Origin of the sequence: Mariniflexile ostreae (assembly GCF_042427585.1) — a bacterium.
Taxonomy (GTDB): domain Bacteria; phylum Bacteroidota; class Bacteroidia; order Flavobacteriales; family Flavobacteriaceae; genus Pseudalgibacter; species Pseudalgibacter ostreae.
Map to the genome: position 1 here is coordinate 171,576 of NZ_JBHMFC010000074.1, position 24,071 is coordinate 195,646.

Here is a 24,071-nt window from a genome sequence, read left to right on the forward strand (position 1 = left end):
TAATTCGTTCTTGTTTCACACAGGTTAAAACAAGATAAACACCAAAACATTTGATATCACCAGCTTCTATAGAACAAGTATTTGAAACCGCCCGCGTTGAGGAGGTAATTGGCGATTTTGTAAATCTGAAAAAAGCGGGAAGTAACTTTAAAGGCTTGAGCCCTTTTAGCGACGAACGCTCTCCTAGCTTTATGGTATCGCCAGTAAAACAAATCTGGAAAGATTTTTCAACTGGAAAAGGAGGCACTGCAGTTTCTTTTTTAATGGAGCATGAGCATTTTACTTACCCTGAAGCTATTAAATATCTTGCCAAAAAATATAATATAGAAATAGAAGAAACCGAGCAAAGTAATGAGCAAAAAGAAGCAGCAGATACTCGAGAAAGCCTTTATTTAGTAAGTGAATTTGCCAATACTTACTTTCAAAAGATCATGCACAAAACCGACCAAGGGAAATCTATCGGGTTAAGTTATTTTAAAGAGCGTGGCTTTACAGATGAAACCATTAAGAAATTTGATTTAGGATATGCCTTAAATGAATGGCAAGCTTTTACAGATGAGGCCTTAAAGAAAGGATATCAATTAGAGTTTTTAGAAAAAACAGGGCTAACTATTGTAAAAGAAGACAAGCGGTTCGACCGGTTTAAAGGGCGTGTCCTGTTTCCTATAAAAAGCATGAGCGGACGCGTTCTGGGATTTGGTGGCCGCATTCTTATAAACGATAAAAAAGCTGCCAAATACGTCAATTCACCCGAAAGTGATATCTATCATAAAAGCAAAGTGTTGTACGGAATATACCATGCCAAACAAAGCATCGCTAAAGAAGATAATTGTTTTTTGGTTGAGGGGTACACCGATGTTATCCAATTCCATCAAACGGGTATTACAAACGTAGTGGCATCTTCTGGAACGGCCTTAACACCCGACCAAATTAGACTTATAAATCGATTGACCAAAAACATTACCGTGTTATTTGACGGGGACGCGGCAGGCATGCGAGCATCTTTACGAGGCATCGATTTAATATTGGAACAAGGCATGAATGTTAAGATATGTTCGTTTCCTGGTGGAGAAGATCCAGACAGTTTTGCTAAAAAAAACACACTCGAGGAACTTACTTTGTATCTAGAGGAAAACTCTAAAGATTTTATCCAATATAAGGCGTCTATTCTATTTGAAGAATCTAAGAACGACCCTATAAAGAAAGCAGATACCATTCGCGAAATCATTAATAGTATTTCTAAAATTCCAGATACCATTAAAAGAGAAATCTATATTCAAGAATGTTCTAAAATAATGGATATTAGTGAAGCTGTATTGTTTACCACATTGGCACAAATCAACAAAAAAGAGTCTGCCGACCTAAACAAACACCATAAAAATGAACAACAAGCATTTGATGTTATTAGGCACGAACAGCCCGAACATAAAGTTGATGTTCAATACCTCTTAGAACGAAAGATTATTGAAGTGCTTTTATTATACGGCAATAAAACAGAAGATTTTGAGGATTTGGTGATGAAAGAAAATGATAAAGGCGAACTCATTCTAGAACCTGTTATCCAACAAGCTAAAGTGTTTGAAAAGGTGTTTTTAGATCTTCAGGAAGACGAAATGGAGTTTTCCAATACACAGTTCAAAACCCTTTATTACACCATTATCGACACCCTTAACCAAAATCCTGATTTCGACCTCAATACATTTATTAATAAAGTAGACCCTGATATGTCTAGTGAAATTACAAGTATTTTAATGGAAGACGAACGCTACAAACTAGACGACTGGCAACGCATGTCTATCTTCCCAAAAGAAAAAACACAAAGTATTGCTCAATTAGTTAGCGAAACTATCTTAAGTTTAAGATGCTACCTAATTGAGCAAAAAGTTATTGAGTTCCAACAAAAAACACTGGCTAACAAAATAGATGTTAACAGGAGTGTTCTTGAAGAAGTAAAAGATTACTCTAGCTTAAAAATGCTGTTATCAAGAAAATTAAATCGTGTTTTATGATTCCTCTTCTGTATGCAATTTCGCTTGATTTACTAAATCGACCAAATTGGTTACATTTAGTTTTTTCATTAAGCGCGCTTTGTAAGTACTAACGGTTTTTTCGTTAATATCCAATTCTTTTGCAACTTCTTTGTTCTTTCTTCCAATAGTTAAAAGCTTAAGTACTTCTACCTCCCTAGTTGAAAGCTTTTTATAGAAAGAGCCTTTCTTTTTCAAATTCTTTCCAAAAGCAAGTGCTTGAGTAAGATCATTGCTTAAGTAAATACCACCATCATGAACCTTCAAAATGGCCTCATTTATAGTGATAACATTTACCGTTTTAGAAATATACCCCAATGCACCAGCTTTGATGGCACTAATGGCATACACTTCTTCTGGTTGCCCACTAAGAATGATTGTTTTTACATCTGGAAAATCAGATTTTAAATACCGTAATGCCGTAAGTCCATTTAATTTTGGCAAATCGGTTTCAGTTAAAATAATATCTACTTTTTGCTTTTTCACAAAGTCTAAAAGAGATACACCATTATCAACACTACCCACAACTTTAATATCAGAAGAGGCTGAAAACAAATGTTCCAATCCTTTTCTAACAATGGGGTGATGATCTGCTATTAATAGTTTAATCATACCTTTTTTTATTTATTTATTGTTTTGATTTAGGTTTTAAAATGACATAGTCAGGGAGAACTAATACAGTTGAGAGAAACCTAAGGGACAAAGGTAATTCTTTTTTAAGAAATTTACAACATTTCCTAAAACTTTGTAGGAATCTTGCAAGTAGGTATAGAACTCATTTTGTGTGCATTAAGAAGATGCAATCGTTTGTATATTTTAAAAACCTCCAGCGCTCTTCCAGAAAAATGCGTTTCTTGTTTTCCATCTGCAACCATTTCCATAGCCCATTCTAGCTCAGGATAAGAGGCACCAATCTGGTCTTCATCACTTCTGGCATCGCCAAATAGCCCATCGCTAGGGTCTGCTTCCATTATGGATTCAGACACTTTTAAATATTTCCCCAATTGATACACTTCAGATTTCATTAAGTCTGCAATAGGGCTTAAATCCACACCTCCATCTCCATATTTCGTAAAAAAACCAACACCAAAATCTTCTACTTTGTTGCCCGTTCCTACTACCAATAACTTATAAAGTCCCGCATAATAATATAAAGTCGTCATGCGTAGCCTGGCTCGTGTATTTGCCAAAGCCATATCAATAGTGGCTTGGTCGCCTTCTGCAAACACTTCATTTTTAAACGTGTCAAAAACAGCAGTTAAATCTGTTCTGGTATCGCTCACATTGCTAAACGCATTCGTTAAGCTTACAATGTGGTCTTGCGCACGCGTTACATGGCTTTCGGCTTGGTGGATTGGCATTTCCACACACAATACATCTAAACCTGTTCTAGCGCATAGCGTTGAGGTTACCGCAGAATCAATTCCGCCAGAAACCCCAACAACAAAACCATTTACACCGGCATTTACAGCATAGTCTTTTAACCAATTAACAATATGTTCAACAACTTTTTCTGTTTGCATTTTAAATGAATTTGATTCAAGAATGGTACATTTGCAAACAAAAGTAAAAGAAAGCTCTAATTAATAAAAATTTAAGACGTTTTAGTTTGCCATGAAAAATATTCCATTTTTTTTATTGATATTGATGTTTGCTTTTTCATGTAAAAAAGAACATCCACTAGAAGCGACTATCGCCCAGAAAAATATCGACATCCAAGTAGAGCGTTTCGATATGCTTTTTGCAAAAGCAGCGCCTGAAGACCTGCCTAAATTAAAATCTGAATACCCCTTTATGTTTTCTAAAAAATATCCAGATTCCTTTTGGATTGAAAACATGCAAGACACTTTACAAATAGAACTCTTTAAAGCTTCTAAAGACGTTTTTCCCAATTTTAACAACGAAGAAATTGAGATTGAATCATTATTCAATCACTTAAGCTATTATTTTCCAGAATTTAAAACGCCTCGGGTTATCACTGCCACATCTTTTGTAGACTATAGGAATAAAGTAATTGTAACCGATAGTATCGTACTTATTTCAATAGACACCTATTTAGGCAACGACCATCCTTTTTACGAAGGCATACAGAAATACATCAAACAAAACTTAACGAAAACGCAAATTGTGGCCGATCTTGCCGCAGCATATGCCGAAAAGCAGATTCTTCCAAAGCAAAAGAAAACCCTGCTAGACGAAATGATTTATTATGGAAAAGCCTTGTATTTTAAGGATATAATGATTCCATTTGTATCAGAAGCAAGACGTATAGGTTATTCTGAAGATCAATTAAAATGGGCTCTGGCAAACGAAAACTATATTTGGCGCTATTTTGTTGAACGTGAATTATTATATAGCACAGATTCAAAATTACCAAATCGTTTTATAAACCCCGCTCCTTTTTCTAAATTCAATTTGGCCGAAATCGATAGTGATTCCCCTGGCAGATTAGGGCAATACATTGGTTGGCAAATTGTTAAGGCCTTTATGGAAAACAATGATGTTCTCTTAAAAGATATGCTTATCGCATCACCCGATTATATTTTTAACAAGTCGAAATTTAAACCCAGAAAATAATGTCTCAAAAAAAGACCTCGAAAATAGAACTTAATGTCGCACTGGACGAAAACCGAATTCCAGAAACACTGCATTGGACAGCAGAAGACGGCGGTATTACTAACGAAGAAGCTAAAGCCATAATGCTTGCTGTTTGGGACGCAAAGACCAAAGAGACCCTGCGTATTGATTTATGGACAAAGGACATGCCGGTTGATGAAATGAAAATGTTCTTTCACCAAACCCTTGTAGCCATGAGCGACACCTTTAATAGGGCGACACAAGATGACAAAATGACCGCCACTATGAAAGATTTTTGCGATTATTTTGCAGAAAAATTAGAATTGAAAAAACAGCCATAAGTGCATGCTTTTTTTAAATTCTGTTTCTATAGCGATTTGTATGCTGTAAATTAATAAAAAGAAATACAATCTGTTTTTACTGAAACGTAAAATTAACAAAAACGCCTCGTGTTTTCATAGAGGCTACATTGCCTGTCCATGGGCTATTAGGATCTTCATCCCTTACAAGCTCATCGTTAATCCCAAAAATACCGCGAACGCTAGGAGTGAATTTAAAATTATACAAATAGAAGTCGATGCCAAAACCAAGCTCATAAAACAATGAGTTTTTGGTAGTACGGAACTGGCCATTTTTATTATCATCAGGGTTACTCTCATTACTAGAAAGATTTAATGCCGTTGAAATCCCTCCCACAATAAACGGCTTAAAGTTATTGATGCGTTTGGCGGAAAATTTAAGTAAAAGCGGCACATGTACGTAAGTGGATTTCACTTCTCTAGTTAAATCTGATGTTTTAGAGGGCCCACCGGTAAAATGGACGTTACCATAATAAAGCTCTCGAGTTGTAATAAACAAACCTGGCTCTAAACGAAGATCGAAATAGTTATTGATGCGTAGATTTCCCACTAAGCCTACATTAAAACCCGGACTTTTTTTCACATAGACATCTCTTATATCCTCATGGTAGTCAAAATTAAAATCATAACTGCTAAAGCCTAAAAAATAGCCCCAGCGTATCAAATTATTATCTGTGGAGCCCCTCCCTTGATTGGCATCATAGGTCACTTTTTCTTTTCTGAACAACTGTGCTTCAGTATATTGAAAAAAAAACAAAAAAGGCAAAACAAATAATAACTTTTTCATAGAATCATTTTGATGATGTGTAAATCGTTGCCGCTCCAAAAGTTTGTGGGTAATCCCTAACATTATTAAACCCCGTTTTACGTAAAATATTGTTCAAAGCTTCTCCATAAGGGAAATCGGAAGCAGATTCCGACAAATAGCTATAAGCACTTTTATCTTTTGAAAACACTTTCCCGATAAGAGGCAGAACATGTTTAGTATAAAACTTATACCCTTGTAAATACGGGAATTTTGTAGGCATAGACGTTTCTAAAATGACAAACACGCCATTAGGCTTTAAAACCCTTAAAATTTCTTTTAGCCCTTTTTCTAAGGTTTCAAAATTTCTAATACCAAAGGCTACAGTAATCGCATCAAAAGTATCGTCTTTAAAAGGCATCTGTTCTGAATCGCCCAACACCATATCTATTTTAAGCTCCAAACCCTTTTTTTTAATTTTCGCCTTTCCAATTTCCAACATGCCGCTGCTAATATCAAAACCAACAATTTTTTCTGCATTTGTTTTCGCAAGCGCTATGGCCAAGTCGCCCGTTCCTGTTGCGATGTCTAAAATCGTTTTAGGCTGCGTATCCCCCACCATTTCAACTACTTTTTTTCGCCACTTTACATCTATCCCAAAAGATATGACCCGATTTAATCCGTCATAATCCCCAGAAATAGTATCAAACATCTTGGTTACTTGTTCTTTTTTACCTAAATCACTATCTTTATATGGCTTAATTTTCGACACAATTTTATTTTTATCACAAACCTACATAAATTATTTCTACTTTAAAATAAAGTCAATTAAGTAATATACAAAGATTAACATAAGTATAGACTCAAGATTTATCAGATATAATATCTCGGGTTTTATATTGCTGTGTCTATTTTATAGTATATTTGTTATACCTTTTGGAAGGTTTTAAAGAAAACAATTATCAAAACGTTTTTTTTTATGCTATAGGGAATAGTCACTCAAAGTCACTGATATGAGAATAATTAGATTTTCATTGAGAACTTTAAAAAAATTAAACCTGTGAAAATAATTATTGCTGGTGCTGGTGAAGTAGGTTTTCATTTAGCCAAATTACTATCCTACGAATCTCAAGAAATCACCCTAATAGACCCAGACAAAACGTGTTTAGCCTATGCAGATTCTCATTTGGACATTAAGGTTATAAAAGGAGACGCTACATCTATTTCTATTTTAAAGGAAGCCCGTATTGAGAGTTGCGAACTATTTATCGCAGTAACTTCCAGCGAAACCACCAATATTACCATATCTGTGCTTGCAAAGCAATTAGGTGCAGAGAAAACCATTGCAAGAATTTCCAATACCGAATTTATACATTATAAAGATGAAATCGGATTTACACAATTTGGTATAGACGAGCTAATTTCTCCAGAAGCATTGGCAGCTTCAGAAATAGAATTATCTTTAAAGCAATCCTCTTTTAATGAAAACTATGAGTTTGAGAATGGCGCTCTCACCATGGCCGGCTTAACCTTATCTAAATCGGCCTCCTTTGTTGGAAAAACCGTTAAAGAAGCTGCTACACTTTTTTCTAAAATCCATTTTATACCCATTGTAATCCAACGTTTTGGCACCCAATACTCCCTTATCCCGCGTGGAGACACTGAATTTCAACGAGGAGACAATGTCGTGTTCATAACCTCTGAAGGTGGCGCAGATGAACTTTGCAAACTTACAGGGAAGGTTAACACGGAAATTAAAAATGTAATGATTTTAGGCGGAACCCAAATAGGCTACAAAACCGCAAGAGACTTAAGCGAAAAAGGTTTTAATGTAAAGCTTCTAGAGGGGAATAGAGATAGAGCTTTCGAAATCGCAGACACCCTTACAAAAGTATTGGTTATTAATAGCGATGGTAGAAATGTAGATGTTTTAGATGAAGAAAACATTGGAGATATGGATGCTTTTATAGCCGTTGGCTCCAATTCTGAAACAAATATCATGTCTTGCTTAGTCGCCAAATCTAAAGGGGTAAAAAAAACCATTGCTTTGGTAGAGAATATGCATTATTTCGATTTATCGCACTCTATTGGTATTGATACCTTGATCAATAAAAAACTATTGGCTGCTAACAATATATTCAGATACATCCGTAAAGGGGGTGTCGTTGCTATGACTAAGCTCAATAATTTAAATGCTGAGCTTTTGGAGTTTGAAGTAAAAGCCACTTCTGCTGTTTGCAATAAAACTATAAAATCTATTGATTTTCCTAGATCGGCTATTATTGGAGGTATTATTAGGAAAGGGGTTGGTATTATAGCACTGGGCAGTTTTAAAATTGAAGAAGGCGACCGTGTTGTAGTATGCTGTTTACTTCAATCTATAAAGCATGTTGAAAAATTATTTCGTTAAAAGCCCATTAGACATTGAAACTCAATTATAAAATTATTTTTCATTTTTTAGGATTACTACTGTTATTTAATGGTGGCTTCATGCTATTATCTGCCTTAGTAAGCTTAATTTATAAAGACGGGGTTAGCGTCCAACTCTTTTTAGCAGGCCTTATAACGTTAGTTACTGGCGTACTCATGATGTTTGCTACGCGCCATCATAAAAAAGAAATAAATAAGCGCGAAGGGTATATGGTCGTGACCTTTGGTTGGATTATCATGTCTTTATTTGGTACCTTACCTTATATTCTAACAGAAAGCATCCCTAGCTTTACCAATGCTTTTTTTGAAACCATGTCGGGGTATACCACCACCGGTGCAACCATTTTAAATGATATAGAAATAATACCAAAAGGGGTTTTGTTTTGGCGAAGCACGACACATTGGATTGGAGGTATGGGTATTATTGTTCTGGCGATAGCCATTTTGCCCTTATTGGGAATAGGCGGTATGCAATTATTTGCGGCTGAGGCACCAGGGCCAAGCGGTGATAAACTGCATCCCAGGATTACCGACACAGCAAAACGTTTATGGTTAATTTATTTTGGTTATACCGCTGCAGAAACCGTATTGTTAAAGCTTGCAGGTATGACGTTCTTTGACGCTATAAACCATTCTATGTCGACGCTTTCTACCGGAGGGTTTTCAACAAAAAATGCCAGTGTCGCATATTGGAACGACCAGCCCATTATTCAATATATTATTATATTATTTATGTTTTTGGCTGGAGCAAATTTTGTTTTGAGCTATTTCGCCTTTAAAGGTAGAATTCAAAAAATATTAAGAGATGAAGAGTTTAATCTGTACTTTAAATTTATCGCTATTTTCACCCTTATCGCTGCTTTAATCATTTATTTTCAAAGCGATTTATCTCTATCGTCCATACAACACAATATGGTTTGGGGCAAAGCGGAAAGCGCCTTTAGGCATGCCTTATTTCAAGTATTAACTGTTGTTACAACCACTGGTTTCATTACCGCCGATTACACGTTATGGACGCCATTTTTAGTGGTTTTCTTTTTCGGCCTTATGTTTTTAGGCGGCTCTGCCGGAAGCACTTCTGGTGGAGTTAAAGTGGTTCGGCATTTAATTCTTATTAAAAACGGCTTTTTAGAGTTTAAACGCACCTTGCACCCTAGCGCCATAGTACCCGTTCGCTACAACAATAAAGCGATCAACAGATTCATTGTCTTTAATGTTCTCGCATTTATCATCCTCTACATGCTTTCCTTTATCATTGGCGCACTGGTTTTTTCCATGTTCAACATAGACTTTGAGTCGGCCGTAGGGTTATCAGCATCGAGTTTAGGTAATATCGGGCCTGCTTTGGGCCAGTTTGGGCCCGTAAACAATTATGCAGCCTTACCGCCTTTAGCGCAATGGTGGGCCTCTTTATTAATGCTTATTGGCCGTTTAGAGCTTTTTACAGTGCTTATCCTTTTCACACCATTCTTTTGGAGAAATAGATAGTTTTACGTTTAAACGCTTTTATTTTACTAGCATCCTTTTGCGTAACTTTTTAAACATAGCTTTAGTAGTATATATATTACCATAATAATTATCGTTATAAGATGGTTAAGCGAACGCGGAAACATACCATACCCTTATTTTTTAAAAAGAAAGAAAGTAACAGTACACTTATAATTAACCAGAGAAAGCACAAACGTTTTTGATGAAATAACGGCATTAAAAAGACCACTTGAAAAAGCAGTCTTTTTATAAAATGATTATGTAATAGATTATTAATCTACAGCATCTTCAATGGCATCCCCAGCATCATCTGCTGCATCTTCGATACCATCTCCAACATCTTCTATTCCGTCTTCCATTTTCTCTCCGGTTGTTCTTGTATCTCTACACCCCGTTAAAATGGTTCCTAAAGAGAACAACAATATAAATATATAAGCTAATTTTTTCATTTTAAATAAATTTTGTGGTTAATAAATAATTAATACTAGATGTATTATCTTTTGATGCCACCACGAATTAGTGACAGTACAAATAATACAATAAATATAAAGAATAGTATTTTAGCTATTCCTGCTGATGCGCCCGCAATACCACCAAAGCCTAAAACTCCTGCTATTAATGCTATTATAACAAACGTAATTGTCCATCGTAACATATCTTTGTGTTTTTTTAGTTAATAGTTATCTTCCATTTTTCTTAGCAATCTAAGAAAAGGTACACGTCTTGGTTTTTTTAATTCTTTTTCTTAGCAATTTTTTTTAACCAATAATGTCTTCAAGTCTTTCTACAGCATTTAAAGCTGTTTTAACACTAGTCATTTGAGCAAATAACAACTCTTTTATAGGCAAGTAATCTGCAACGTTTTCCAATTGGTTCTCGTACTCGGTTACACTAGCTTCTTCACCCCTTATACACTCTTCTAAAAGAGCCTTGTCTGTATCTGCACTTAAAGTGGTTTTAAAATCGATCCAAGCCCTGTGCATTGTTCCCAGAATAGTTCCTTCGTCTGCTGGAGTAGCATTATACTCGCGAATCATAACATCTAATTGCGTTGCAAACTCGCTTCTTTGTCTCGCTTTAGCTTGCAGCCACTCTTTTAAACCCATGCTTTTCGCCTTGGTCATAACCTGCTTGTAGCCAGCTTCAGCGTCATAATTTTTCTGAAGCAATTCTTGTAATATATTTACAATTTCTTTATTTTCCTTATTGATCTCCATGATTTTCAATGTTTTAAAATCTGTTTTAAAATTGATATCTAATCCCTAGTGCGATATCTAAATCAAGATCATCACTATACTTATCATTAAAGCCTAGTTCTGGTCTAAAATCAAGCGACAACATTAAAGGAATCTCAAAACTGTATTCAATCCCGATGTCTCCAGCTATCACCCCGAAGGTACCATCATATCCATTGCCATCAAATGCTCCTATACCGGCACCTGCCCCTACAAACCAATTAAAACGATTTTCTATTGGCATAACCCATTGATAAAGCCCTATGAGTTTAAAAGCATCTACATCATTTGAATCTCTCCAGCCCAAATCAAACTCCAATCTGTTATTTGACTTTAAATACCGCTGATAAGAAACTTCGGCACCAAAACCACCATTATCGCCAATTCTTAACCCCAATGCATTTTTTGAAACATCTTGGGCATTGCCCAAAAAACAACTAAAGGCTATAAACAATGTTAATACTGGTATTATTAATTTTTTCATACTATTATTATAATTATAGTTTTGCAATGGATTTATTATTCTTTAGCCTCTGCATTTTCATTTGATTTTGCAGCGATTCTGTTCACAGAATACATGGGTGCAAATTTCAATTTAAGTGCGGCAATTTTTCTATTATCAGCGCTACTAAGACCTTCTTTCTCTACTGTATTCTTTCTTGTATCTATAGCTTCATATAATAGTTTTATTTCATCCCATTGTTCTCTCGAATAATTGTCTTTATTTGCATCTACTGTATCTACAAAGTTTTGATATACCGCCAAGATATTATCTTTATCGATCCATGAAAAATCCATATCATCTTTAACATAACGCTCTCCTAAAAGCGTGCTTCTAAAATTATTTTTAGATGCTGCAAGATCTTTCTCCTGCTTATCTGCAACTACTTTTTGTTTATACGCTTCAAATTCTGCCGTAGATGCTTCTATATCTTTATTAAATTGCTCTTTCTCGTCCACATGGATAAGATTTTCACTAGCGATCGCCTTATGGTTATTATAGCCATTTTCAATATTGGCCCAATTTGCATTAGCCTCTGCTAATTCTAAGTTAGATATGGAGTCTACATAACTTGTATAGGCTTTTACTTCTTTTTTAGCGTTTTCACTTTGCCCGTTTTGACATGACGTAAATGCCAATGCCAATGCGCATAATCCTGTGGTTATTTTTAGTGTTTTCATAATCTTTTAAAATTTATATTTTTTTTGAAATTATTTTGGTTGAAAGATATTGCACGGCGTACCCTAATAGGTTCTTGAAGATACCATTAGATTTTCCTACAACTAATTTTTTGGACAAATACCCACCTGCAAGAGAGACCAAAATCTCGAACAAATCTTTTTTTGCTTCCGGAGCCTCTTTAACATCTGTAAAAGCTCGTTTTAAAAGCTTCGATGGCCTTAATTCTGTAAGCGCAACATTTGCCTCCATTTTTAAGGCTAAAAGCTCATTATCTCTCTTGGTTTCTAAAGCTGCTATCCTTGCGTCTAGCTCTTGGTTTTTATTTTTATAGACTTTCATATTTTCCCAGGTTATCCTGAATATTTCCAGGCTTTACATTCGTTTAATTTCTCTTTTTTACTTTGGTCATTTTATCTATTACCAAATTGGTTATAGGCGTTTTTACCAATATGTCTTTAAAAAAATAGACTAAAAATGCGAGGATTAAATAAAAACCAGATACTATTAAAAAACCTAAGTAGTAATGTCCCATGTGCTCGCCTATATATAGGCTAGCTGTAACACTCACAAATAAAATAAATATGGAAACCATAAACAACATAATCATTCTACTTACAATAGACGATACAATATCTGCTGTGGTATCTATAGCATTAAGCTTTAATAATTCAATACTGGTTTCAGTATAATCTTTTGCTTTTTTATAAACAGAATCGAAATGTTGGGTTAGGGTTTCCATAAATTTTGTTTGTTAGGCTTTCTTAACTTCTTGGTTGATAGCGTTTTTTAAATCTTCCTTCTTAGTTTTTAAAATAGCTTCACCTTCTTCTTTTATAGAGGCGTATTTTTGCGATGCCGTCTCTACAAAATCATCAAAGCTTTCTTTTAGTTTGTCTTTTGCGTCTTGGGTTTTCGATGCAATTTTTTTTCTTGTTTTCTCACCTTTGTCAGGTGCAAACAATACTCCTACTGCGGTTCCTACTGCAACTCCTACGATAATTCCTAATAATGCTTTATTTGTTTTCATAATATTTAATTGTTTTTTTTATTAAAATTGTATTGTTTTTATTAATCTTTTTTTTTAAACAGACTTTCCGCCTATCAATCTTAAAAGAATTGCCACTACAGCGATAACTAATAAAATATGGATTAAGCCTCCAACGCTGTAAACAAAAACTCCTAATGCCCAACCTATAATAAGGATTACGGCGATGATATATAGTAAACTTCTCATGATATTAAAGTGTTAATGGTTAATAAATTATTTATTTTTTTGATTTGATTATGTTAGATTTTACAACGTCTTCCGAATGAAACAGTTTTATCATATGTTGCGCTTCTTCTAAAGTTGCCGATTGCCCTGAGGCGTGACCTTTTTTAGTTATTACAGACCATGTAAAAAGCGTATCTCCAGTTTCATTCTCACTTAAGGTTATAGGGGTAATACTTTTAGTAAACACTTTTGAGGCTCCTGCATGTTTTTCAATTTCCTTATTTACCTCATCGATACTTTTACAGGCTCCAGAAAAAACTCCAGCTTCAGTCTCGATACGCCAGTGATATATTTGATTAACACCGTTCTCTACATCCATGTTAGTGTGTTTTAATGCAGTTTCTATATTGTCTTTAATGACGTCTTCTTGAGAAGCAACAGAAGCATTCACATTGGCATAAAGCATCCCTGTTGCAATAAGACCTTTTGTTATGATGGATTTCTTTTTCATGCTATTATGCTTTTAATGTCCCTATAGTATTTTGTGTTTCAGCAAGTTTTGATTTTAATATCGGGTTTATCGTTCTTGAAAGTCTGCTAAAATCACTATTAGCTGTATTTGATAACGTATCTAAAACTTGTATTTGTTTTTTTATCTTTTCGATAATTAAACTCAAATTATTTTCAACAAACCCCACTTCATCATTGATGTTGCAATCGATAGCTATTGGATATTTTGGCACCGAAATCATTTTGTTCTGTGCTAAGGCTTTATAAACCGTGAAAATCTCCAATTGAGTTTTCTCTAAATCCATAACTAATTTTTCTATAGCCTTTTCAGATTCTGCTTCTTCTATGGATTGACATAGTCCAATAATATCTAAACTGTTTTGCGATGCTATTACCAATAGTTTTGCATTACGTTTGTTAGCATCCAACACATTTCTATTCGAAATAGCTTTGTCTGTATTATACATATTTCTGTTTTCGAAAACATGCTGACAAGACAGTGTAGAAAACATGAGTGCACATGTTGCAAATACCGTTATGTTTTTTATGTTGTTTTCGAATATCATTTTAAACTTATTTAATATGGTTACAAAGATGCAAAGGCTTTGAACATTTGATGTTACATCATTTTTTAGAGGACTTACATAATTCACATTTATATATAAAAAAGACCCTCAGTAAAATTATATTACAAAGATCATCAAGAAGTGTGTGTGCTATGTTACAGCATTTTAATTAATGCTTATAGGATTTCAACATCTATTTAAAAATCACATAGAGTATAGGCAAAAGACATTAATAGTTCTCTAGCCATACCTAAAGCGTACATGCTTTTTAATATTTTATAGGAAGGTAAATAGTGAAGGTTGCTCCAACGTTTGGTATGCCATGAGCCAGGATGTATCCATTATGGTTTTCGATAATTTTTTTGCATATCGATAATCCAATACCAGTTCCAGAATATTCATCTTTATTATGGAGCCTGTTGAAAAGGACGAATATTTTTTCTGCGTAAGTATTATCAAATCCAATACCATTATCTGAAAAAGCAATTTTGTGATAAAATACTTTTTTAGCTTTTTTAATATGAGGATCTTCTGAAGCTCTTATTTTTTCGTAAGTAATCTTTATTTGAGTAGACCTATCTGCAGATGAATATTTAATGGAGTTACCAATTAAATTTACAAACAATTGCTGGATTTGAAAAGGGATAACATTTATCTCTGGGATGGATTCCGCTTGGATACTAACATTGTCTTTAGTAATTACTTCTGCCAAATCTTGTTTTGCTTTTTCTAATAATACATTCAAACTTGATTTCTCAAAAACTTTATCGGCTTTATTGCTTCTCGAAAACTGTAGTAAATCGTCTATTAATAATCGCATCCGGGTGGCAGCAGATTTAATCCTTTCCATATAAACCAAACCAGATGCCGATAATGTTTGGGCTTCTTTCTCTTCTAAACGAGATAAGAAGGTTTGTATTTTTCTTAAAGGTTCTTGTAAATCGTGACTTGCAACATGGTTAAAAGCAGATAGCTCTTTATTATTGCGTTCCAGTTCCAAATTACGTTCGGCTAATTTTTTAAGATTGTTTATTTCGTCTGTTATGTCTGTACTGGTTCCTAAAAGCTGTTTACTCCCTTCATCATCAGAAAGCGTTTTGCCATAAGCTTTTAAGTGCCTAATATCTCCATTTTTACGAATCACTCGATAATTCACATAAGGCAAATCCTTTAAATCGATCATTTTCTTAAAGGCTTTGCTCAGTTTTTTTCTGTCTTTTGGATGTACAAATGCCATAAAATTCTCGATGGTAGGCTTAAAAGACTGGGGCTCTTCACCCAATAAACGATAAAAATTATCGGAATACACAAACCTATTATCATCGATATGCCACACCCAGTTCCCATGATGACTAACAATTTCCGATAAATTTGCAGACTCTTTAAATATTTCCAATTCGGCATTAGCCGCCTTTAATCGCTTTAAATTGGATATCACCTTAGAATATGCTAAGTACATTAACAAGAGCGACATGAGTAAAACCAAATACAAAAAAATAGGTGTAAATTTCAAGTTTTTTTGGAGGTCATTTTTTTGATTTTCTAATAAACTATTTTCCAAACCCATCATTTCCTCTACCTTGTCACGAACGTCGTCCATGGCCATTTTACCCTCTAAAAAATATTGCTTAAAATTTGAATCTTCTAAATTTGAAACTGCAGAAAAACGGAATGACTTCTCGAAATAAGCCATACGTATATCGATTAAGGAATTGAGCTCTTTTAAATTAGCCTGTTGAACGGGATTATCTTTAGTAAGCTCTCGTAATTCTACAAAGCAATTATTTATGTTTTCTCTACCTGCCTCATAAGGGTCTAAGTATATCGGATTATTAGTAATAATAAAGCCCCGCTGCCCTGTTTCGGCATCTTTTAGGTATGAAAACACTTGTTCCAACTGGACATTTACCTTGTAAGTATGCGTTACCAAATCTGAAGATTTAGATAAATCCCCCATGTTTCTATAAGTCATGCCCCCAATAAAAAGTATGACAAGAGAGCAGGCAAAAAATATACTTTTTACAAACCAGGGCATTTTATAGAGTCGGTTTGGCATAGGCTTATAGTCGCAGTAAGAAATTATCTTTATTAAGCCCGTTCGTGTGGTATTGCCAGTTTGTGGTAACCACTTCAGAAAGCACCTTTTTTAAAACCTTAAAGCTGCTCGGTTTTTTTATATAAATATTGGCCCCCTGCACAAAGGTTTTCTCTATATCCTCCTCTGAAGCAGAAGTAGAATAAATAGCAATGGCAATATCATTAAATTTCGGATTAGCTTTAATTTCACTTAAACACTCTAAGCCATTTTTACGTGGCATATTTAAATCCAAAAATAAAACATGGGGCAATGCACTATCGCTAGAGTTTAAATAATCCATTAAATACAGACCATCTTTAAAGGTTTCTACCTTAGTTCCTATTTTCAACTCTTCGAAGGCTTCTGTAAAAAACATGCGATCGTCTTCATCATCATCTGCCAATATTATATGGACGTAATCTTCTTTCATAACGAAAAAATTTATTTCTGTTTGTTCATTAATTCACGTCTTTTAACGATAATACGTTGAAAAGCAGAAGGCGTAATGCCAGTTGTATTTTTAAATTGTGTGCTTAAATGTGCTACACTAGAATAGTTAAGTTTAAAAGCAATTTCAGTTAAACTGAAGTTGTTTTTAATTATAAGTTGCTTAGCAAGTTCTATTTTTTGCAAAATAATAAAATTCTCAATAGAAGTATAAGTAACCTCTGAGAATAAGTTTGAAAGATAGCCATAACTATGTCCTAACGTATCGGATAAGTAGGCTGATGTTTTTACATTTACAACAGTATCCTCATTGAAAATCATGTCTACAATAGTATCTTTAATTTTTTGTACCAGAATACTTTTTTGATTTTCAACCACGTCGATGTGATACTCACTTAAAGATTCGCTAAGTGAATTTAATTTCTCTATGGGAAGTTTTTCTAAAAGCTCCACTTCGCCAAAACCGATAACACGATGCTTAACAGCATGTTGATCTAGTGTGTCCTGCAAAACTTTTTTGCATATGGCATGAAAATCGAACTTTAAATATAAAATCATGTGCTCATTTATAAATTCCTGTAAATTTAGCACATTATTATTATTTACCCCTTATTTTTCGCCAACGTTTTAAACGGTTTCTAGCTTCGCTTTGCAAATGCTTATTAATAGGTTCTCCTATTAAAAAGCCATACGCTTTTAACCCAGGGGTATTATCAAAAATAATTTTTAGTGATGCGATTAATGGTAAGGCTACAACCATCCCAAAAACCCCCCATAACATTGAAAAAAGAAAAAGCGATAGTATGGCCACAAATGCATTGATACTTACTTTTGATCCGGTTATTTTTGGTGTAATTATATTACCCTCTAAAACCTGTACAAACCAAAATATAGCAATAACACCAAAAGCATACCAAGCACTATCTTTAGTTGCTAACGCAACCAATGCTGGTATTAGTGAGCCAATAATAATGCCTATGTAAGGTATCAACAAGAGAAATGCTGCAAAAAAACCAAAGAAAATTGCGTTTTTAATTCCCAAAATCATAAGCCCTGCAGTATTCAAAACCCCAACAATACCAATAACCTTAGCTAAGCCCACTAAATAATTTCTTTGGATACGATAGATTTTTCCAATCATTTTATTTAGAAATGATTTTGTTTCATTTCTAAATAATTTATAAAGAAATATTCTTAAAAACCTTCTAAAATATAAAAAGAAAAACAGAGATATAGGGATTAAAATAATATTGCTTAAAATCGATCCAGATTCTGATAAGAATCCACCGATTTTAGCCATATTAGATTTTATTAAATTCTCAATTTTTAAATCATTGGAAATCGAATCGTTTTTACTAATGTTAAACGTTTCTTGAAAGTATCCAACAATTCTATAATATAACTGAGATATCTTTTCGGCATAATCTTCGCCACTGCTTATAAAATTATTAAATTGAGAATAAATAATGAGAAGAAGGGATGCTACAGAAATAAAGATAACCAATATAGAGACTAAGGTTGCAAATAGACGATTCCACCTCCAACGTCGCTCTAAAAATCTTTGTACAGGGAACACTAAAACCGCTAATATCATGGCTAATAATAACGGTATAATTATGGGTTTCAACACATAAAGTATAAAAATAATGGCAATAAAACCAATTAAATTAAGAGAATAGTGGTTTTGAAAATTGCCAGATTTGGTATTCATAAAATGTAATGAGTTATAGTTATTTCATGTGCTAAATTTTAAAAAAATGCCCTACTTACCAATTCAGTAACTAACCAACCAAAACTACTTACGAAATTAATGGTGTTCGGGCAAGATTTATATTATAATCTAGAAATTATCTGATGTAATTCCTCTTTCGATTTACCTAGTTTTTTTTGAATTTTCCCTAAAGTTTCATCTTCTTTTCCTTCTGCCATAAGCAGATCGTCTTCAGTTAAGCTAGCATAATTTTGTTTTAATTTACCTTTAACTTCTTTCCAATTTCCTTTTAATTCTGTAGTATTCATAATGTTGTTGTTTTTAAAAGTTAATATTTAAAAAATGATATTTTTAAGCTTTATAACGTCTTAAAACCCAAGCTTTAGATTCATGATCTAAAATTAATGCCGTTAAAAAATCAACGGTACCAAAGTCTTCCGACTCTTCTTCCATACTTGCAATCATTTCTCTTAATCCTGAAATTATTTTTTCATGGTCGCTAAGTAATTCACCTATCATATGGTCTTGATCTTCATATTTAGAAGACTCTTTTATGGTCGCGTGTTTTAAAAAATCTTCCATAGTCCCTATGGCTTTGCTGCCCAATTTACCGATTCGCTCTGCCGTTTCATCAATTATCTTTTCTATGTCATGGTACTGGTTCTCAAATAATTTATGCAATTCCATAAAACTGTTTCCAGCAACATTCCAATGAAACTTTCTTAATTTCACGTATAAAACCATTTCGTTGGACAATACTACAGTTAGGTTTTCAACACTTTTGTCTAAATCTTTTTTAGTAAGGCCTATATTTAATTTCATAATGTAAATTTTATTTTTTAATTTCTTTTAATGTGCTCTACAAAATTAAAGCTAAAGAGCGGCAAAAGCATTACACAATTTTGGCTGTTTGTTATAGAATTACGATCAACAACCTAAAAAGACATTTCTCCCTTTTAATAAACCAATACATTCTTGTTTTTTGGGATCTCTAATTTTGGAGTTAGGAGTGCTTTAAACTTTTTCCTATAACATTCATAAAGTGTATTGGTTTCTGGGGTAATTGGTTCTTCCATTTGCTTTGAAAGCATATCCAGCATTAAATCATCTATTTTACAACACTCCTTTACGATCAAACTAGCATCAAGTTTAAAAACCTTAAGCTTCATATCCAACCACATCTTACCAATCTTTCCTTTTAATGTAGTATTAGATCTAGGTGGCACTTCGTAGTGCTGTAAAAGCGTTAGGATTTTCATAATAAAATCAGTCGTTAACTCCTGTTTTTCTGTTAGCCATTGAACAAGCTCTGAATTAACCGTATTAATTTTCAGCTCCTCATAGCTTGATTCGGCATCAAAACTCAACTCTAACATTTTATGCAAGGAGTCTGTTTTTATATCTTGATTAATTTGAGTTCTCATAATATCGAGGGATTAGAATGATTAATTAATTAGCCAAAGATATTTAAAGAGTCCGCCTTAAGATTTATACGATTCTTCTGAAAGTTTACATAATTTCTATGGCTAAGCTTAAACAACCATCAACCACCAGATAAACAACCACTTAAAAAAAAAAAAAAAAACTTGAAGTTTACGGGAATAAAAAAACCCGTCCTGTTTAAAACTGACGGGTTTTTAACTATTTAAAAATTTGATTTATGACGCTAAAGCACTTTTGATGCGTTTAATAGCTTCTATAATTTGTTCTTGGGAAGCTGCGTAAGAAATACGAATACATTCTGGATTTCCAAAAGACTCACCATCTACGGTAGCCACTAAAGCTTCCTCCAATAAAAACATGGAAAAATCGGAAGCATTATTTATAGTGTGCCCTTTAAAAGTCTTTCCAAAGTAGTAAGAAATGTTTGGGAACACATAAAAAGCACCTTCTGGTGTATTGGTTTTAAATCCTTCAATTTCGTTTAAAAGTCCTAAAATCAAGTCTCGACGCACTTTAAATTCGTCAATCATATACTTTACGCGACTTGGCGATTCGTTAAGCGCCGTTATAGTTGCACGTTGGGCAATACAGTTGGCCCCACTAGTAATTTGACCTTGCATTTTATTACAAGCACGCGCAATTTTCTCAGGAGCACCAATATACCCTATACGCCAACCCGTCATAGCAAATGCCTTAGAAACACCATTAACTGTAATGGTACGATCGTACATATCTTCAAATTGAGCCATACTCGCATGACCGCCCACGTAGTTAATATGTTCATAAATTTCATCTGAAACTACATAAACATTAGGGTATTTCACCAATACATCTGCCAAGCCCCTCAACTCTTCTTTACTGTAAATAGAACCACTAGGGTTACAAGGCGAACTAAACCAAATCATTTTGGTTTTAGGAGTAATGGCGGCTTCTAACTGTTCTGGCGTCATTTTAAAATCGGTTGCAATGGTTGTTTTAACCTCAACAGGCACACCGTCATTCAATTTAATAAGATCGGCATAACTAACCCAGTAAGGACAAGGCATTATCACCTCATCACCTTTGTTTGTCATTACCGCAGCAATATTAGCAAGCGATTGTTTCGCCCCAGTAGAAACTACGATTTGCGCTGGCTTATATGTTAACTCATTATCACGTTTAAACTTGGTTATTATGGCTTGTTTCAATTCTGTATAGCCATCTACTGGAGAGTACGAATTGTAATTTTCATTAATAGCCTGGATAGCCGCATCTTTAATAAAGTCTGGGGTATTAAAATCGGGCTCACCTAAGCTTAAACCGATAATATCCTTTCCTTCTTCTCGAAGCTCTCTGGCTTTTGCAGCCATAGCCAACGTAGCAGACGTAGCCATGTTTAAAATTCTATCAGATAGTAATTGCATGTCATTATTTATTTATGAAGTAACTCTAAAATTTATGCGAAGCTAGGTTTTTCACCTAACACTTTTAATTGATTGTAATGCTCGGAAACTGCGGTCCAAAATGTTTTATATTCATTGTAAGGCAAACTAAATTCCCTCGCAGTTTCTTTAACTATTTTTGCTATTTTACTATAATGTATGTGACTGATATTAGCAAATAAGTGGTGTTCTACCTGTCTATTTAAACCGCCTGTATAAAATTCTACCAACCAGCTTTTAGGAGAGAAATTTGATGTTGTAAACAATTGATGGATGGCCCATGTGTTTTTCATATTGCCAGATTGATCTGGTAATGGCATTTCTGTATTAGGCATAACGTGTGCCAATTGAAAAATAACACTCAAAATAATACCTGCCGTATAATGCATGATAAAGAATCCTATTAAAACTTGCCACCAAGCAAACCCTAAAGACAATGGCAAAACCACCCATATGGTATAATAAACTATTTTTCCAATAATCAATTTAGTCCATTGCGTTGCTGGATGCGGCATTTTACCATAGGCCAGTTTTTTCTTAAGATACTTATATGTTTGAATAAAATCTGTGGTTATCGCCCAATTTGCAGTTAACAACCCATATAAAAAGAAAGCATAATATTTTTGATATTTATGAACCCTAAGCCATTTTGTATGTTCTGAAAAACGGATAATCCTTCCCGCATCTATATCTTCATCATGCCCTTGAATATTGGTATACGTGTGATGTAGAACATTATGCTGAACTTTCCAGTTATAATCATTTCCAGCTAAAATATAAATACTACTGCCCATTAATTTATTAACCCATTTTTTACTAGAAAAAGAGCCATGGTTTGCATCATGCATCACATTCATCCCCACACCTGCCATGCCTACTCCTACAATTATCATCAATAATATTTGTGCCCACACGGGTAAATCAATCGTTAAAATCAAAACCACTGGCACGATCAATAAAGAAAACATAATAATGGATTTGATGTATAATTTCCAATTTCCAGTTCTCTTAATATTGTTTTCTTTAAAGTAATTATTCACTCGAGAATTGAGGGTTTTAAAAAACTTTGCAGAGTCTGTTCTTGAAAATGAAAGTGTTTGTTTTGTCATGCTATTATTGTTAATATGATTAGTATTAATAGAGTAGATCATATATGCTGCAAAGATATGTATAAACCAACTGAACTAATAACGTTTTTTTATAAAAAAATGCATATAAAAAGTATATTTTTGTTGAAAATTTAACAGAAAAGCCGCAGAGACATTACATATACAAACTTTGGGCCACTGCCTTTTACAGCGAACTCCACTTAAACAATTTAAAAACAAATGGATCTTATTTTAAAATATTTCCCGAATCTTACAGAAGATCAAATTGAAAAATTCAACAAACTTCAAATGCTTTATGAAGATTGGAATTTAAAAATCAATGTGGTTTCTAGAAAAGATATTGACGAACTGTATTTAAGACACGTGCTACACTCGTTAGCTATTGCAAAAATTATTACGTTTAAAGAAGGCACTAAAATCCTGGACGTTGGTACAGGCGGCGGTTTTCCAGGAATTCCTTTGGCTATCTTATTTCCAGAGTGCTCATTCCATCTAGTGGACAGTATTGCAAAAAAAATTAAAGTGGTAAATGAAGTGGTTGAAGGTCTAGGCCTTACCAATGTAAAAACAACCCATAGCAGAGTTGAAGAGATTAATGATACGTTCGATTTTATTGTAAGCCGTGCCGTTGCAGCTATGCCCACCTTTGTTCATTGGACTAAAGGAAAAATAACCAAACAGCAAAACCACGATTTAAAAAATGGTATTCTCTATTTAAAAGGAGGCGATTTAACAGAGGAACTTCAAGATTACAAAACCACCACACTTTATAATTTAAGCGACTTTTTTAATGAAGATTTTTTTGAAACGAAAAAAATCGTGCATTTACCCATAAAGTATAGAGGATAATTGTTGAAGATATAGAAAAATGATTTTAACTGAAGCTATAGAAGTGTTGTGTGTAATGCAAAAAATCACGAAAACCAAATGAATTTGGACTTTCAATTGAACTTATTACCTACTCAATCTGATTTAAAAAAAATTGAAAAATGGTTAATTGAGGAAGACAAAACATCTGGAAAAGGCTTTTATTGCAATTGGACAATTATAGAAAAATCATTTAGAAATAAGGAGTTTATAACTTTAAATTATAATAATTTCCCAATCGGATTTTTAGTTTGGAGCAAAGGAGAAATTTATGCCGAAATTGACATAATGGAGATTAAACCTGAAAATCGAAATAGCGGAATTGGAAAATATTTCTTTAACCAAATTGCTGATTATTTTAAAGAAAAAGGGTTTTTAGCTATTAAATTATTTTGCTCACCAAAAGAATCAGAAAAATTTTGGAAAAAAATGGATTTTATCAAATTTCCTGACATAGGATACTCTGAATCTGATTTGACTTACTATAAACCATTAATCGAAATTCAACAAACAACAAAAAACGATTCAGATAACAAAATCGAATTATGGAACGTTGAACCTGTTTTGACCCCTATAAAACAAGAGTAATCTTTTAAATTTCGATTATTAATTATGCGTTTAATTTTCTCATTATTATTAGCTGTTTATCAGCGTTCCATTTTT

The 24,071-nt window shown here is 33.8% G+C and carries 31 protein-coding genes; 7 read left to right on the plus strand and 24 right to left on the minus strand.

Going from position 1 to position 24,071, the window contains the following annotated elements:
* Positions 1-50: 50 nt before the first annotated feature.
* On the plus strand, positions 51-2,009 hold the full coding sequence (gene dnaG, locus ACFFU9_RS11645) for a DNA primase (RefSeq protein WP_379861620.1): 1,959 nt from the start codon (positions 51-53) through the stop codon (positions 2,007-2,009).
* Here dnaG and ACFFU9_RS11650 read toward each other — a convergent pair.
* Entirely contained in the window at positions 2,004-2,639 is a 636-nt protein-coding gene (locus ACFFU9_RS11650; RefSeq protein ID WP_379861621.1) for a response regulator, read from the minus strand. The two genes, dnaG and ACFFU9_RS11650, sit on opposite strands and share 6 nt — an antisense overlap.
* A 125-nt stretch (positions 2,640-2,764) precedes the next feature.
* A complete protein-coding gene (gene nadE / locus ACFFU9_RS11655; RefSeq protein WP_379861622.1) occupies positions 2,765-3,550 on the minus strand; it encodes an NAD(+) synthase in 786 nt (261 codons plus the stop codon).
* Positions 3,551-3,641: 91 nt separating this feature from the next.
* Here nadE and gldB point away from each other — a divergent pair, with 91 nt between their 5' ends.
* A complete protein-coding gene (gene gldB / locus ACFFU9_RS11660; protein ID WP_379861623.1) occupies positions 3,642-4,604 on the plus strand; it encodes a gliding motility lipoprotein GldB in 963 nt (320 codons plus the stop codon).
* A complete protein-coding gene (gene gldC / locus ACFFU9_RS11665) occupies positions 4,604-4,945 on the plus strand; it encodes a gliding motility protein GldC (RefSeq protein WP_379861624.1) in 342 nt (113 codons plus the stop codon). The genes gldB and gldC overlap by 1 nt, the downstream gene beginning before the upstream one ends.
* Positions 4,946-5,021: 76 nt before the next feature.
* Here the strand turns inward: gldC and porT are convergent, their stop codons facing one another.
* Together porT and ubiE are read right to left on the minus strand one after the other, a co-directional pair.
* On the minus strand, positions 5,022-5,750 hold the full coding sequence (gene porT / locus ACFFU9_RS11670) for a type IX secretion/gliding motility protein PorT/SprT (protein WP_379861625.1): 729 nt from the start codon (positions 5,748-5,750) through the stop codon (positions 5,022-5,024).
* A gap of 4 nt (positions 5,751-5,754) precedes the next feature.
* Positions 5,755-6,483 (minus strand): bifunctional demethylmenaquinone methyltransferase/2-methoxy-6-polyprenyl-1,4-benzoquinol methylase UbiE, encoded by a 729-nt coding sequence (ubiE, locus tag ACFFU9_RS11675; protein WP_379861650.1) that lies wholly within the window; start codon positions 6,481-6,483, stop codon positions 5,755-5,757.
* Between the two features lie 285 nt (positions 6,484-6,768).
* Between ubiE and trkA the strand changes: the two genes are divergently transcribed.
* Both trkA and ACFFU9_RS11685 read left to right on the plus strand, forming a co-directional pair.
* Entirely contained in the window at positions 6,769-8,118 is a 1,350-nt protein-coding gene (gene trkA / locus ACFFU9_RS11680) for a Trk system potassium transporter TrkA (RefSeq protein ID WP_379861626.1), read from the plus strand.
* A gap of 80 nt (positions 8,119-8,198) precedes the next feature.
* The gene (locus ACFFU9_RS11685; RefSeq protein ID WP_379861627.1) at positions 8,199-9,626 is read left to right on the plus strand and encodes a TrkH family potassium uptake protein; all 1,428 of its coding nucleotides are present in this window, start codon (positions 8,199-8,201) and stop codon (positions 9,624-9,626) included.
* 272 nt (positions 9,627-9,898) lie between these two features.
* On the opposite strand, the gene ACFFU9_RS11690 is transcribed toward ACFFU9_RS11685, so the two are convergent.
* The 20 genes from ACFFU9_RS11690 to ACFFU9_RS11785 all read right to left on the minus strand — a co-directional run bounded on the left by ACFFU9_RS11690 (position 9,899) and on the right by ACFFU9_RS11785 (position 22,541).
* Complete coding sequence (locus tag ACFFU9_RS11690) at positions 9,899-10,075, minus strand: hypothetical protein (protein ID WP_379861628.1); 177 nt, start codon at positions 10,073-10,075, stop codon at positions 9,899-9,901.
* 44 nt (positions 10,076-10,119) lie between these two features.
* Entirely contained in the window at positions 10,120-10,281 is a 162-nt protein-coding gene (locus ACFFU9_RS11695) for a DUF1328 domain-containing protein (protein WP_379861629.1), read from the minus strand.
* 103 nt (positions 10,282-10,384) lie between these two features.
* On the minus strand, positions 10,385-10,843 hold the full coding sequence (locus ACFFU9_RS11700) for a ferritin-like domain-containing protein (protein WP_379861630.1): 459 nt from the start codon (positions 10,841-10,843) through the stop codon (positions 10,385-10,387).
* A gap of 25 nt (positions 10,844-10,868) precedes the next feature.
* Positions 10,869-11,345, minus strand: coding sequence for a hypothetical protein (locus tag ACFFU9_RS11705; RefSeq protein WP_379861631.1), 477 nt, complete (start codon positions 11,343-11,345; stop codon positions 10,869-10,871).
* Positions 11,346-11,380: 35 nt separating this feature from the next.
* Positions 11,381-12,043, minus strand: a complete 663-nt coding sequence (locus ACFFU9_RS11710; RefSeq protein ID WP_379861632.1) for a hypothetical protein — start codon at positions 12,041-12,043, stop codon at positions 11,381-11,383.
* Between the two features lie 13 nt (positions 12,044-12,056).
* Entirely contained in the window at positions 12,057-12,383 is a 327-nt protein-coding gene (locus ACFFU9_RS11715; RefSeq protein WP_379861633.1) for a hypothetical protein, read from the minus strand.
* A 43-nt stretch (positions 12,384-12,426) separates the two neighbouring features.
* Positions 12,427-12,783 carry a hypothetical protein gene (locus ACFFU9_RS11720; RefSeq protein ID WP_379861634.1) on the minus strand — a complete coding sequence of 119 codons (357 nt, stop codon included), beginning with the start codon at positions 12,781-12,783 and terminating at the stop codon, positions 12,427-12,429.
* Between the two features lie 12 nt (positions 12,784-12,795).
* Complete coding sequence (locus ACFFU9_RS11725) at positions 12,796-13,071, minus strand: YtxH domain-containing protein (RefSeq protein WP_379861635.1); 276 nt, start codon at positions 13,069-13,071, stop codon at positions 12,796-12,798.
* 54 nt (positions 13,072-13,125) lie between these two features.
* Positions 13,126-13,278, minus strand: coding sequence for a lmo0937 family membrane protein (locus ACFFU9_RS11730; RefSeq protein WP_379861636.1), 153 nt, complete (start codon positions 13,276-13,278; stop codon positions 13,126-13,128).
* Between the two features lie 31 nt (positions 13,279-13,309).
* The gene (locus ACFFU9_RS11735; RefSeq protein WP_379861637.1) at positions 13,310-13,768 is read right to left on the minus strand and encodes a hypothetical protein; all 459 of its coding nucleotides are present in this window, start codon (positions 13,766-13,768) and stop codon (positions 13,310-13,312) included.
* A gap of 4 nt (positions 13,769-13,772) precedes the next feature.
* Positions 13,773-14,333, minus strand: coding sequence for a hypothetical protein (locus tag ACFFU9_RS11740; RefSeq protein ID WP_379861638.1), 561 nt, complete (start codon positions 14,331-14,333; stop codon positions 13,773-13,775).
* Between the two features lie 268 nt (positions 14,334-14,601).
* Entirely contained in the window at positions 14,602-16,305 is a 1,704-nt protein-coding gene (locus tag ACFFU9_RS11745; protein WP_379861639.1) for a sensor histidine kinase, read from the minus strand.
* Positions 16,306-16,393: 88 nt separating this feature from the next.
* Entirely contained in the window at positions 16,394-16,840 is a 447-nt protein-coding gene (locus tag ACFFU9_RS11750) for a response regulator (RefSeq protein WP_379861640.1), read from the minus strand.
* Positions 16,841-16,851: 11 nt separating this feature from the next.
* Positions 16,852-17,415 (minus strand): helix-turn-helix domain-containing protein, encoded by a 564-nt coding sequence (locus tag ACFFU9_RS11755; protein WP_379861641.1) that lies wholly within the window; start codon positions 17,413-17,415, stop codon positions 16,852-16,854.
* 40 nt (positions 17,416-17,455) lie between these two features.
* Positions 17,456-18,568 carry an AI-2E family transporter gene (locus ACFFU9_RS11760; protein ID WP_379861642.1) on the minus strand — a complete coding sequence of 371 codons (1,113 nt, stop codon included), beginning with the start codon at positions 18,566-18,568 and terminating at the stop codon, positions 17,456-17,458.
* 122 nt (positions 18,569-18,690) lie between these two features.
* Complete coding sequence (locus ACFFU9_RS11765; protein WP_379861643.1) at positions 18,691-18,876, minus strand: CsbD family protein; 186 nt, start codon at positions 18,874-18,876, stop codon at positions 18,691-18,693.
* A gap of 43 nt (positions 18,877-18,919) precedes the next feature.
* Positions 18,920-19,390 carry a Dps family protein gene (locus ACFFU9_RS11770; RefSeq protein ID WP_379861644.1) on the minus strand — a complete coding sequence of 157 codons (471 nt, stop codon included), beginning with the start codon at positions 19,388-19,390 and terminating at the stop codon, positions 18,920-18,922.
* Positions 19,391-19,524: 134 nt separating this feature from the next.
* Entirely contained in the window at positions 19,525-19,992 is a 468-nt protein-coding gene (locus ACFFU9_RS11775) for a DUF2383 domain-containing protein (protein ID WP_379861645.1), read from the minus strand.
* 234 nt (positions 19,993-20,226) lie between these two features.
* Positions 20,227-21,414: a pyridoxal phosphate-dependent aminotransferase gene (locus ACFFU9_RS11780; RefSeq protein WP_379861646.1), complete on the minus strand. Its 1,188-nt coding sequence runs from the start codon at positions 21,412-21,414 to the stop codon at positions 20,227-20,229.
* 32 nt (positions 21,415-21,446) lie between these two features.
* Positions 21,447-22,541, minus strand: a complete 1,095-nt coding sequence (locus ACFFU9_RS11785; RefSeq protein WP_379861647.1) for a fatty acid desaturase family protein — start codon at positions 22,539-22,541, stop codon at positions 21,447-21,449.
* A gap of 219 nt (positions 22,542-22,760) precedes the next feature.
* On the opposite strand from ACFFU9_RS11785, the gene rsmG reads away from it, so the two are divergent.
* Together rsmG and ACFFU9_RS11795 are read left to right on the plus strand one after the other, a co-directional pair.
* Positions 22,761-23,390, plus strand: a complete 630-nt coding sequence (rsmG, locus tag ACFFU9_RS11790) for a 16S rRNA (guanine(527)-N(7))-methyltransferase RsmG (protein WP_379861648.1) — start codon at positions 22,761-22,763, stop codon at positions 23,388-23,390.
* 78 nt (positions 23,391-23,468) lie between these two features.
* Positions 23,469-23,996: a GNAT family N-acetyltransferase gene (locus tag ACFFU9_RS11795; protein WP_379861649.1), complete on the plus strand. Its 528-nt coding sequence runs from the start codon at positions 23,469-23,471 to the stop codon at positions 23,994-23,996.
* Positions 23,997-24,071: the final 75 nt, after the last annotated feature.

Bases quoted from the DNA above. Each gene is read 5' to 3' on its own strand.
- ACFFU9_RS11650 (WP_379861621.1), bottom strand. From the start codon at position 2,639: ATGATTAAACTATTAATAGCAGATCATCACCCCATTGTTAGAAAAGGA.
- nadE (WP_379861622.1), bottom strand. From the start codon at position 3,550: ATGCAAACAGAAAAAGTTGTTGAACATATTGTTAATTGGTTAAAAGAC.
- gldB (WP_379861623.1), top strand. From the start codon at position 3,642: ATGAAAAATATTCCATTTTTTTTATTGATATTGATGTTTGCTTTTTCA.
- gldC (WP_379861624.1), top strand. From the start codon at position 4,604: ATGTCTCAAAAAAAGACCTCGAAAATAGAACTTAATGTCGCACTGGAC.
- porT (WP_379861625.1), bottom strand. From the start codon at position 5,750: ATGAAAAAGTTATTATTTGTTTTGCCTTTTTTGTTTTTTTTTCAATAT.
- ACFFU9_RS11685 (WP_379861627.1), top strand. From the start codon at position 8,199: ATGCTATTATCTGCCTTAGTAAGCTTAATTTATAAAGACGGGGTTAGC.
- ACFFU9_RS11690 (WP_379861628.1), bottom strand. From the start codon at position 10,075: ATGAAAAAATTAGCTTATATATTTATATTGTTGTTCTCTTTAGGAACC.
- ACFFU9_RS11695 (WP_379861629.1), bottom strand. From the start codon at position 10,281: ATGTTACGATGGACAATTACGTTTGTTATAATAGCATTAATAGCAGGA.
- ACFFU9_RS11700 (WP_379861630.1), bottom strand. From the start codon at position 10,843: ATGGAGATCAATAAGGAAAATAAAGAAATTGTAAATATATTACAAGAA.
- ACFFU9_RS11705 (WP_379861631.1), bottom strand. From the start codon at position 11,345: ATGAAAAAATTAATAATACCAGTATTAACATTGTTTATAGCCTTTAGT.
- ACFFU9_RS11710 (WP_379861632.1), bottom strand. From the start codon at position 12,043: ATGAAAACACTAAAAATAACCACAGGATTATGCGCATTGGCATTGGCA.
- ACFFU9_RS11715 (WP_379861633.1), bottom strand. From the start codon at position 12,383: ATGAAAGTCTATAAAAATAAAAACCAAGAGCTAGACGCAAGGATAGCA.
- ACFFU9_RS11720 (WP_379861634.1), bottom strand. From the start codon at position 12,783: ATGGAAACCCTAACCCAACATTTCGATTCTGTTTATAAAAAAGCAAAA.
- ACFFU9_RS11725 (WP_379861635.1), bottom strand. From the start codon at position 13,071: ATGAAAACAAATAAAGCATTATTAGGAATTATCGTAGGAGTTGCAGTA.
- ACFFU9_RS11730 (WP_379861636.1), bottom strand. From the start codon at position 13,278: ATGAGAAGTTTACTATATATCATCGCCGTAATCCTTATTATAGGTTGG.
- ACFFU9_RS11735 (WP_379861637.1), bottom strand. From the start codon at position 13,768: ATGAAAAAGAAATCCATCATAACAAAAGGTCTTATTGCAACAGGGATG.
- ACFFU9_RS11740 (WP_379861638.1), bottom strand. From the start codon at position 14,333: ATGATATTCGAAAACAACATAAAAAACATAACGGTATTTGCAACATGT.
- ACFFU9_RS11745 (WP_379861639.1), bottom strand. From the start codon at position 16,305: ATGACTTATAGAAACATGGGGGATTTATCTAAATCTTCAGATTTGGTA.
- ACFFU9_RS11750 (WP_379861640.1), bottom strand. From the start codon at position 16,840: ATGAAAGAAGATTACGTCCATATAATATTGGCAGATGATGATGAAGAC.
- ACFFU9_RS11755 (WP_379861641.1), bottom strand. From the start codon at position 17,415: ATGATTTTATATTTAAAGTTCGATTTTCATGCCATATGCAAAAAAGTT.
- ACFFU9_RS11760 (WP_379861642.1), bottom strand. From the start codon at position 18,568: ATGAATACCAAATCTGGCAATTTTCAAAACCACTATTCTCTTAATTTA.
- ACFFU9_RS11765 (WP_379861643.1), bottom strand. From the start codon at position 18,876: ATGAATACTACAGAATTAAAAGGAAATTGGAAAGAAGTTAAAGGTAAA.
- ACFFU9_RS11770 (WP_379861644.1), bottom strand. From the start codon at position 19,390: ATGAAATTAAATATAGGCCTTACTAAAAAAGATTTAGACAAAAGTGTT.
- ACFFU9_RS11775 (WP_379861645.1), bottom strand. From the start codon at position 19,992: ATGAGAACTCAAATTAATCAAGATATAAAAACAGACTCCTTGCATAAA.
- ACFFU9_RS11780 (WP_379861646.1), bottom strand. From the start codon at position 21,414: ATGCAATTACTATCTGATAGAATTTTAAACATGGCTACGTCTGCTACG.
- ACFFU9_RS11785 (WP_379861647.1), bottom strand. From the start codon at position 22,541: ATGACAAAACAAACACTTTCATTTTCAAGAACAGACTCTGCAAAGTTT.
- rsmG (WP_379861648.1), top strand. From the start codon at position 22,761: ATGGATCTTATTTTAAAATATTTCCCGAATCTTACAGAAGATCAAATT.
- ACFFU9_RS11795 (WP_379861649.1), top strand. From the start codon at position 23,469: ATGAATTTGGACTTTCAATTGAACTTATTACCTACTCAATCTGATTTA.